The 9,734-nt window shown below is 72.0% G+C and carries 9 protein-coding genes; 1 reads left to right on the forward strand and 8 read right to left on the reverse strand.

The genetic code is table 11. From position 1 onward, the window contains the following. Window positions 1–330 precede the first annotated feature (330 nt). The 8 genes from ACFU99_RS20630 to ACFU99_RS20665 form a co-directional block, all read right to left on the reverse strand. Window positions 331–945 carry a hypothetical protein gene (locus ACFU99_RS20630; protein WP_384394065.1) on the reverse strand — a complete coding sequence of 205 codons (615 nt, stop codon included), beginning with the start codon at window positions 943–945 and terminating at the stop codon, window positions 331–333. A 78-nt stretch (window positions 946–1,023) separates the two neighbouring features. Then, window positions 1,024–2,481: an adenosylhomocysteinase gene (ahcY, locus tag ACFU99_RS20635; RefSeq protein ID WP_384394051.1), complete on the reverse strand. Its 1,458-nt coding sequence runs from the start codon at window positions 2,479–2,481 to the stop codon at window positions 1,024–1,026. Between the two features lie 267 nt (window positions 2,482–2,748). Then, complete coding sequence (locus tag ACFU99_RS20640; RefSeq protein WP_384394055.1) at window positions 2,749–3,693, reverse strand: cation diffusion facilitator family transporter; 945 nt, start codon at window positions 3,691–3,693, stop codon at window positions 2,749–2,751. A gap of 114 nt (window positions 3,694–3,807) precedes the next feature. Further along, on the reverse strand, window positions 3,808–5,007 hold the full coding sequence (gene manA / locus ACFU99_RS20645; RefSeq protein ID WP_384394057.1) for a mannose-6-phosphate isomerase, class I: 1,200 nt from the start codon (window positions 5,005–5,007) through the stop codon (window positions 3,808–3,810). Window positions 5,008–5,080: 73 nt separating this feature from the next. Beyond that, complete coding sequence (locus ACFU99_RS20650; protein WP_384394059.1) at window positions 5,081–6,298, reverse strand: SIS domain-containing protein; 1,218 nt, start codon at window positions 6,296–6,298, stop codon at window positions 5,081–5,083. 161 nt (window positions 6,299–6,459) lie between these two features. Continuing rightward, window positions 6,460–6,645 carry a Trm112 family protein gene (locus ACFU99_RS20655; RefSeq protein WP_384394060.1) on the reverse strand — a complete coding sequence of 62 codons (186 nt, stop codon included), beginning with the start codon at window positions 6,643–6,645 and terminating at the stop codon, window positions 6,460–6,462. 104 nt (window positions 6,646–6,749) lie between these two features. Beyond that, window positions 6,750–8,111, reverse strand: a complete 1,362-nt coding sequence (locus ACFU99_RS20660) for a phosphomannomutase/phosphoglucomutase (RefSeq protein WP_384394061.1) — start codon at window positions 8,109–8,111, stop codon at window positions 6,750–6,752. 145 nt (window positions 8,112–8,256) lie between these two features. Then, the gene (locus ACFU99_RS20665; protein ID WP_384394067.1) at window positions 8,257–8,694 is read right to left on the reverse strand and encodes a DUF3499 domain-containing protein; all 438 of its coding nucleotides are present in this window, start codon (window positions 8,692–8,694) and stop codon (window positions 8,257–8,259) included. 277 nt (window positions 8,695–8,971) lie between these two features. Between ACFU99_RS20665 and ACFU99_RS20670 the strand changes: the two genes are divergently transcribed. After that, window positions 8,972–9,460: a metallopeptidase family protein gene (locus tag ACFU99_RS20670; protein ID WP_384394063.1), complete on the forward strand. Its 489-nt coding sequence runs from the start codon at window positions 8,972–8,974 to the stop codon at window positions 9,458–9,460. Window positions 9,461–9,734: the final 274 nt, after the last annotated feature.

Raw genomic sequence — 9,734 nt, forward strand, 5'->3', positions numbered from 1 at the left:
CGGTCGGAATTCATTTCCGGTCCCCGTCGGAGGGGGCTTGCCTTTCGGCTGTTTCGACTTTATCAGATTCGTTTCGGCCGAGCTGATCGGCTTCGTCTTTTCCGATAAGGATTCGAAGGTGCTCCGTCGGAATTGAATTCGCGACCGGAGCGAGTCAGAGACTAACCGCTGCGCTCGAACCTGTCCAGTTCGTGGCAACCGTTCGAATCTACCTCCCCCATGGACCCGTGTCAACGGATTTTCTGGGGTAGTGAGGACACTAGCAGGCCGACGTGGGGCGGCGCACATCGGCTGCCGGGTAGCTGCCGGGTAGCTGCCGGACGGGGGCTGTCAGGTGAAGGACGAGGGCGGGGTCTCCAAGTCTTCGAGTTCGACGCCGGGGGCCGCGAGGACGACGTCGCCGGCCAGGTGGATGGCGTGCTGTTCGCCCGTGTCGAGGTCGCCGACCTGGTACTCGTCCACAGTCAGCGGGCCGTTGTCAGTGGCGTGTGCTGATCTGTTCACCAGGGCCCAGGACTGGTCGAGGGTGCGGGGTGCGAGGACGGGGGCGGTGAAGGCGACGAGGCGTACGCGGGTGGCGGGGGCGCCGGGGGTCAGCCGCAGCAGGCGGGAGAGCGCGACGTAGAAGGCCGGGGAGGCGCCGGTGAAGGAGTGGGCGGGGACGTTGCCTTCGGCGGCGTGCTCGCCGGACGGGTCGGTGCGGACCCAGGTGACGCCTTCCAGGGCGGCGCCGCGGACCTGCCAGCTCGCGGCGTGCAGTTCCAGGCGCAGGGGGCGGCCGAGTTCGTCGAGGGTGAGGTCGATGGAGCCGGCGTGGTCGCCGGAGGGGGAGGTGGTCTGGGCGACGTAGCGCCAGCCGGAGGGGCCGGGGGCGCAGTGGAAGTGTTCTTCGCCGAGGGGGGTGTGATCGTGCGGGTCGTGGAGCGCGTAGCGGCCGCGGGGCATGGTGGGGTCCTTGACGGGCATGGGACAGGCCCCCGCCCTGGGGGCGGGGGCCTGGTACCGGCTGCTGGTGCGGTGCGGTCAGTAGCGGTAGTGGTCGGACTTGTACGGGCCCTCGACCGGGACGTTGATGTAGTCGGCCTGCTCCGGGCGGAGCGTCGTCAGCTTGACGCCGAGGGCGTCCAGGTGGAGGCGGGCGACCTTCTCGTCGAGGTGCTTGGGGAGCACGTACACGTCGGTCGGGTAGGACTCCGGCTTGGTGTGGATCTCGATCTGGGCCAGGGTCTGGTCGGCGAACGAGTTGGACATCACGAACGACGGGTGGCCGGTCGCGTTGCCCAGGTTCACCAGGCGGCCCTCGGACAGCACGATGAGGACCTTGCCGTCGGGGTACTTCCAGGTGTGGACCTGCGGCTTGACCTCGTCCTTGACGATGCCGGGGGTCTTCGCGAGGCCGGCCATGTCGATCTCGTTGTCGAAGTGGCCGATGTTGGCGACGATCGCCTGGTGCTTCATCTTGGCCATGTCCGAGGCCATGATGATGTCCTTGTTGCCGGTCGTCGTCACGAAGATGTCGGCGATGCCGACGACGTCGTCGAGCGTGGCGACCTGGTAGCCGTCCATGGCCGCCTGGAGCGCGCAGATCGGGTCGATCTCCGTGATGATCACGCGGGCGCCCTGGCCGCGCAGCGACTCGGAGCAGCCCTTGCCGACGTCGCCGTAGCCGCAGACGACGGCGGTCTTGCCGCCGATCAGGACGTCGGTGGCGCGGTTGATGCCGTCGATCAGAGAGTGCCGGCAGCCGTACTTGTTGTCGAACTTCGACTTGGTGACGGCGTCGTTCACGTTGATCGCCGGGAAGAGCAGCGAGCCCGCCTGCTGCATCTCGTAGAGGCGGTGGACGCCGGTGGTGGTCTCCTCGGTGACGCCGCGGATCTCGGACGCGAGCTGCGTCCACTTCTGCGGGTTCTCGCCGATGGTGCGGCCCAGCAGGGTGAGGATCTGGGCGTACTCGTCGTTGTCGGCGGTCGACGGGTCGGGGACCTCGCCGGCCTTCTCGAACTCGACGCCCTTGTGGACGAGGAGGGTGGCGTCGCCGCCGTCGTCCAGGATGGCGGTCGGGCCGCCGGTGGCGGCGTTCGGCCAGGTCAGCGCCTGCTCGGTGCACCACCAGTACTCTTCGAGCGACTCGCCCTTCCAGGCGAAGACCGGGATGCCCTGCGGGTTCTCGGGGGTGCCGTTCGGGCCGACCGCGATGGCCGCCGCGGCGTGGTCCTGGGTGGAGAAGATGTTGCAGGAGGCCCAGCGCACGTCGGCGCCGAGGGCCACCAGGGTCTCGATGAGGACGGCGGTCTGCACGGTCATGTGCAGGGAGCCGGTGACGCGGGCGCCGGTCAGCGGCTTGGCCTCGGCGTACTCCTTGCGGATCGACATCAGGCCGGGCATCTCGTGCTCGGCGAGGGTGATCTCCTTGCGGCCGTAGGCGGCCAGCGACAGGTCGGCGACCTTGAAGTCCTGGCTGCTGGAGCTCGTGGTCATACGGGCTGCTCCTCCTGGGAAGGGCGTGCGAGGTCTCGGTGCGGCAGGGCTGCGGGGCGGACGGGGACAGACTTCTCCCCTTGCCGCGCAGCTCAGTCCGTCGGAGGCCCTCTCTCCCTCGGCCGGTCCGCCATGCGGGCCGCCCGACCGCCATCAGCAGCGACGTCTGGCTCTCGGTCAAAGCTACACCGATCACCCCGGCGAACCCCAGCCCCCGTGGTCGACGCAGGCTGGGGTGAGCGGGCCCACCTGCGGCGGGACGAGCGATCAGTTTTCGGGGTGTGCGGCCGTGGCCTGGGGCCCGGCGCGGTAGATGTCCGGTTCGAGGTAGATGACGCGCGCGATCGGGACGGCTTCGCGGATCCGGGCCTCGGCGGCGTTGATCGCGTCCGCGACCTCGGCGGCGCTGTCGTCGTGCTGGACGGCGATCTTCGCGGCGACGAGCAGTTCCTCCGGGCCGAGGTGGAGGGTGCGCATGTGGATGACGCGGGTGACGGTGTCGCCGTCGACGGCGGCTGCGCGGATCTTGGCGACGGCGTCGGGTCCGGCGGCCTCGCCGAGCAGCAGCGACTTGGTCTCGGCGGCGAGGATCAGGGCGATGGCGACGAGCAGGACGCCGATGCACAGGGTGCCGACGCCGTCCCAGACGCCGTTTCCGGTGGCGAGGGCCAGGCCGACGCCGGCGAGCGCGAGGACGAGGCCGATGAGCGCGCCGAAGTCCTCCAGGAGCACGACGGGCAGTTCGGGGGCCTTGGCGCGGCGGATGAACTCGACCCAGTTCTGCTTGCCCCGCAGTTCGTTCGACTCCTTGACGGCGGTGCGGAAGGAGAAGCCCTCGGCGATGATCGCGAAGATCAGCACGCCGACCGGCCAGTACCAGTGCTCGACGGCGTGCGGTTCCTGGATCTTCTCGTAGCCCTCGTAGAGGGCGAAGACGCCGCCGATGGTGAACAGGACGATGGAGACGAGGAAGCCGTAGATGTACCGCTCCCGGCCGTAGCCGAAGGGGTGCTCCTCGCTCGCCTTCTTCTGCGCCTTCTTCCCGCCGAGGAGCAGCAGCGCCTGGTTGCCGGAGTCGGCGACCGAGTGCACGCCTTCGGCGAGCATCGAAGACGACCCGCTGAACGCGAACGCGACGAACTTCGCGACGGCGATCGACAGGTTCGCTCCCAGCGCGGCGACGATCGCCTTGGTTCCGCCCGATGCACTCATGTGTGCGACGTGTCCCTTCCACCCCTGCTGACATGGCCGCCGCCCGGTGCCGGAGGCGGTTTTGCCGATCCTTTACGGCGGGTCATTGTCGCAGCACCGGGGGCGGTCGGTCCGTCAGGCCGCCACGGTGGCCCGGAAGACGGCGCCGTCGCCGGTCAGCTCGACCTGTTCGCCGGCCGGGACGTACGCCGACTCGCCGCGGGCGAGGGTCAGTTCGGCGCCCGCCGTGTCGCGCAGTACGGCCGTGCCGGCGGTGCAGAGCAGGATCTGGGGCGTACGGGCGGCGGGGCGGCTGGGTTCGGCGGCGCGGCCCAGGTCGTAGCGGGAGAGGCGGAACTCGTCGGCGGGGGTCTCGTAGACCTCCTCGCCGCCGGGGTCGGCCTCGGGGCGCAGGACGCCGGGGGCGGTGGCCTCGAAGCGGACGATGCGCAGCAGTTCGGGGACGTCGACGTGCTTGGGGGTGAGGCCGCAGCGCAGCACGTTGTCGGAGTTGGCCATGAGCTCGACGCCGAGGCCGTCGAGGTAGGCGTGCGGGACGCCCGCGCCGAGGTAGAGCGCCTCGCCGGGCTGGAGCCGCACGTAGTTGAGGAGCATCGCGGCGATGACGCCGGGGTCGCCGGGGTAGTGCCGGGCGATGGACGCGTAGGCGGCGTACGAGTCCTGGTGCGGGCCGTCCTCGGCGCCGAGCCGCTCGGCGGCGGTGGCGGCCTGTGCCACGGTCTCGGCCATGGCGGCGCGGTCGGCGGTCAGGACGGCGGTGAGCACCTCGCGCAGCGCCGCGGACTCGGGCGCGGCGCGCAGGATGTCGACGTAGGGCTTGAGCGGGTCGACGCCGAGTCCGGCGAGCAGGTCGGCGGCCTCGGCCGGGGCGCGGAAGCCGCAGAGCCCGTCGAAGGGCGTGAGCGCGCAAATGAGTTCGGGCTTGTGGTTGGCGTCCTTGTAGTTGCGGTGCGGGGCGTCGATGGGCACGCCGCGCGCCTCTTCGTCCGCGAAGCCCTCCTTCGCCTGGGCGAGGTCGGGGTGGACCTGGAGGGAGAGCGGGGAGCCGGCGGCGAGGAGCTTGAGGAGGAACGGCAGGCGGGGGCCGAACCGCTCGGCGGACGCCCGGCCGAGCTCGCCCTCGGGGTCGGCTGCGATCACGTCGCTCAGCGCCGTGGGGCCGCTGCCGCGGTCGACGCGGGAGGGCGCGCCGGGGTGTGCGCCCATCCACACCTCGGCCTGCGGCTCGCCGGTGGGGGCGGTGCCGAGCAGTTCCGGGATGGCGGTGGTGGAGCCCCAGGCGTAGGGGCGCACGGTGTTGGCGAGGCGGTCCATGCGGTGCGGTTCCTGACTGTGCGGAGTGTGCTGAGCGAACGGTGCGTACGGGCGGCTGGGCGCCGCGGCCCGGTCATGGTCGCGGTGCGGAGGCGAGCGCCAGGTATACGGCGGCGAAGTCCGCGATGGCGAGCAGTTCGGCGGCGGCTTCCAGCGGGGCGCCCTCGGCCGGTTCGAGCTCGCTCACGGGGGTGTCGTGGTGGAGTGCGAGGTCGCGGGCGGCGGGGGTCGGGGAGGTGCCGGCGGGCTCCCGTTCGCGGAGCAGGACGACGCGGGTGTGCAGGGCCTGCGAGTCCTCGACGCGGTCGCGGAAGAAGTCGTCGGCGTCGGCTCCGCCGGCGAACGCGCCGGTCAGCAGGGCGGCGTGGCCGGTCAGCGCCTCGGGCAGCTCGGCGGCGAGCGCGGGGCGGCCCGCCAGGGCGGTGAGCGCGGTCGCGAAGTGGCGGCCGGCGGCGCCCGCGACGGGGCCTTCGGTCCAGATCAGCGGGAGGGTGTCGGCGAGCTCGGCGGCGAGGGTCTTGGCCGGGTTGCTGTACGTGGCGATGGCGGGCCCGCAGCGCTCGGCGACCTGGTCCAGCCGGTCGGCGAGGGACTGGAGGGCGGGCGGGGGCGCGGTGATCAGGCCGATGCGGTCGGCGAGGGCGAGCAGCGGGGTCAGCAGGGACCAGAGGGCGCCGGGGGCGGCGGGCGCCTCGTCGTCGCGGTCCGCGCCGGGGCGTTCCTGGGGGCTGCCGGGGCTTTCGGGGTCCCCCTGGCCGTACGGGTGCGTGGGCTCGTACGGGCTGGTGTGCTCGTACAGCGCCTTGGCGAGCGGGACGGCGAGGCCGCGGGCCTGGGCGGTGGCCTCTGTGACCGGGGAGCCGGCGGGGGCGACGCAGACGACCGAGCAGCCGCGGCGGTACGCCTGCTCCAGGAGGAGGGCGAGGCCGGGCTCGGTCCCCTCGGGGCTGGCGACGAGGAGCAGGTCGAGCGGGCCGGTCCAGCCGGGCAGCGTCCAGATCAGGGCGCCCGCGGCGGACGCGACGCCGGTCGGCCGGATGAGGGAGACGGGGCAGTTGCCGCCGCCGAGGCCGGCGAAGAGGTCGGCGGTGCAGGCGGCGACGGGGCCGGGGCCCGCGACGAGCACGGCGCGGGGGCGGCCGTCGGGCTTGAGGTCCGCGATGCCCGCCTCGGCGGCGTCGCGGGCGGCGGTACGGACGCGGGCGCCGGACTCGGCGGTGGAGCGCAGCAGGCCGTGGGCGTCGGCTCGGGCCAGCGCGGCCGGATCATCGAGGAACGACTCGTCGAGCATGGGGCTTCGGCCTCCGATCGCCGCGGCGGTGCACCTGCCTGTGATGCCGTCGTGGCGGTGCCGCCGCCGCGTACTGCCGTGTGCTGTCTGTATCCGTTTGTCACCGGCTGCCCCGCCTGGGCTGGGACAGTCCCGCCGGTTCGCGGGTCCGCCGGCCGGGGTCAGGCCGGTCGGCGGGCCTCGTCGACGAGGAGGACGGGGATGCCGTCGCGTACGGGGTAGGCGAGGGCGCAGGCCTCGCTGCCGCACACCAGCTCGGGGGCGCCGTCCTCGGTGGTCTCCTCGCGGAGGGGCGCGTGGCACGCCGGGCAGGCGAGGATCTCCAGGAGACCGGCTTCGAGCTGCATGGGGGTTCCCTTCGGGGCGGGCAGACGCGTTGCGGCCAGCCTACCGCCGGGTGGTGAAAGGCCGCCTTGGCGGGGCGGGGCGGCTCCGCCCGGCCCCGTCGGCGCTACGCGCGCACGATGCCGAGGACCGCGTCCCGTACGCGCTCGACGGTGGCCTTGTCGCGCGCCTCCACGTTGAGGCGCAGCAGCGGCTCGGTGTTGGAGGGGCGCAGGTTGAACCACCAGTCGGCGGCGGTGGCGGTCAGCCCGTCGAGCTCGTCGAGGGCTGTGCCCTCGCGCCCTTCGTAGGCCGCCTTGACCGCGGCCATCCGGTCGGCCTGGTCGGTGACGGTGCTGTTGATCTCGCCGGAGGCGGCGTACCGGTCGTACTGGGCGACGAGCGCGGACAGCGGGCCGCTCTGCTCGCCGAGCGCCGCCAGGACGTGCATCGCGGCGAGCATGCCGGTGTCGGCGTTCCAGAAGTCGCGGAAGTAGTAGTGCGCGGAGTGCTCGCCGCCGAAGATCGCGCCGGTGCGGGCCATCTCGCCCTTGATGAAGGAGTGCCCGACGCGGGTGCGCACGGGCTCGCCGCCGTGCTCCTTGACGACCTCGGGCACGGACCAGGAGGTGATCAGGTTGTGGATGACGGTGCCGCCGGGGTGCTTGGCGAGCTCGCGGGCCGCGACGAGCGCGGTGATCGCGGAGGGGGCCACGGGGTCGCCGTTCTCGTCCACGACGAAGCAGCGGTCGGCGTCGCCGTCGAAGGCGAGGCCGATGTCGGCGCCCTCGGCGCGGACCCGTGCCTGGAGGTCGAGGATGTTCTTCGGGTCGAGCGGGTTGGCCTCGTGGTTCGGGAACGTGCCGTCGAGCTCGAAGTACATCGGGACGAGTTCCAGGGGCAGCCCGTCGAAGACGGTCGGCACGGTGTGCCCGCCCATGCCGTTGCCCGCGTCGACGACGACCTTCAGGGGCCGGATGCCGGTGAGGTCGACGAGGCCGCGCAGGTGGGCCGCGTAGTCGCCGAGGACGTCACGTCGGGTGATCTCGCCGGGGGCGCCGGCCGTCTCGGGGCCCGGGCCGCCGTCCAGCCGGTCCTCCACGAGGGTGCGGATCTCGGCGAGGCCGGTGTCCTGGCCGACGGGGGTCGCGCCGGCCCGGCACATCTTGATGCCGTTGTACTGGGCGGGGTTGTGCGAGGCGGTGAACATCGCGCCGGGGAGTGAGAGTTGTCCGCTGGCGAAGTACAGCTCGTCCGTGGAGCACAGGCCGATCTCGGTGACGTCCACGCCGAGCGCCGCCGCCCCGCGTCCGAACGCGCGGGAGAGTCCGGGGGACGACGGCCGCATGTCGTGGCCGACGACGATCGCGCTCGCGCCGGTCACCTGGGCGAAGGCGGCGCCGAAGAACTCGGCGAGCGACTCGTCCCACTGGTCGGGCACCACGCCGCGCACGTCGTACGCCTTCACGATCTGCGACAGATCAGCCACAGCCAACCCCTCCTGGAGTCCGGTACGGGGTGACAAACCTACCTGTCGGCGTCCTTGATCCGGCCCATCGGCGCCCGGCCGGTCACGGCGGTGGCGGGCGTCGTCGCCGGGTGCGTGCGGGAGGGGCTGATGCGGGAGGGGCTGGTCAGGAGTCGGGCGAGCGCAGGACCCGGAGGTGGCCGCGGCGGGCGACCTCCATGGGGTCGGCCTCCCGGCCGTTGGGGCCGACGGGCCCCTGGCCGCCCGGTCCGCGGGACGGGCGGTCCTGCGGACGCGCGGCCTCGCGCACGGCGTTGGCGAGCGCTTCGAGGTCGTCGCTGCTGTGCCGGGCGGGGCCGGTGTCGACGGCGAGGCGCACGACGTCCCAGCCGCGCGGCGCGGTCAGCCGCTCGGAGTGCTCGGCGCACAGGTCGTAGCAGTGGGGCTCGGCGTAGGTGGCGAGCGGTCCGAGAACAGCGGTCGAATCCGCATAGACGTACGTCAGCGTCGCGACGGCGGGGCGACCGCACGCGGTGCGCGAACAGCGACGTACAGGGCTCACGACGTTGGACGGTACCGCACTCTTGAGCGGGCCGCGAAGAATCCGCCTGGGCTCACCCCTCCGTGTCGTCCCGTTACGTCCGCTGTGGGCATGGCCGGAACCGCCTCTCTGACCTGCGAGGGGCCGACGGGGTTGAGGTTCTGAAAGTAATGATTCCTGTCACAGCCCGGCTCAATTCATGTCATCCGGTACGAGTTCACCGGTCCGGGAGGTGGCTGTAATTGATCGCAGGTGTGACTGAAACGCTCATCTGGCGACATGCCGTGTGCCGGGCGTCGACTGCCGGGCCGCGGCCCGGTGAGGGCTACTCTCATACGTGATGGACAGCTCCGATCCACCCCGCAACTGCGAACCGCGGCCGCGCCGCCGCGACCGCCACGGACGCGGCATGCGCGGGCCGATCGCACCGCCCCAAGTGCCGCTGTCGGTCAGCCGCGGCGACGCCTTCGTCGACCTCGTGCACGACTCGGTCGAACGGCTGGAGCGGCGCTGGCCCCAGCTTTCCAAGGTCGACTTCGCCGTGCGCGACGTACCCGGCGCCGAACCCGGCCCGGACGACGGCGCCCTGGCGCTCGGGGCGTTGGACGCGCTCGACTCCCCGAACGGCGATTCCGTCCCGCTCGGCCGGTATGTCGCGGCGCGCGGCGACACCCCGGACCGGATCGTCGTCTACCGCCGCCCGATCGAGATACGGACCAAGGGCCGTGACGAGCGCGCGCTGCTCGTGCACGAGGTGGTCGTGGAGCAGGTCGCCGAACTGATGGGGCTGGCCCCGGAGTCGGTGGATCCGCGATACGGGCAGGACTGACAGAACTGACAGGACTGACAGAACTGACAGGATTGGCCAGAAGAGCCGACCCGAACGGACAAACCGCCACACCATTCCGAAATCGACCGTAAGTAACCGGACTTACCGGCCGAAAGCGGAATGGCCTGTATGGGTCGTGTCAGCCGGAATCAGACCGATCGAAATCGGACAGCGGCGGACAGCGATGGTCGGGGCCCGTCACCGACCCCCGATCCCGATCTAAGCGGGCCCCGACCGAAGAGGGCCCGGTCCGAAGAGGGGCCCAACCCAAGAG

Source organism: Streptomyces sp. NPDC057654 (assembly GCF_042800135.1).
Taxonomy (GTDB): domain Bacteria; phylum Actinomycetota; class Actinomycetes; order Streptomycetales; family Streptomycetaceae; genus Streptomyces.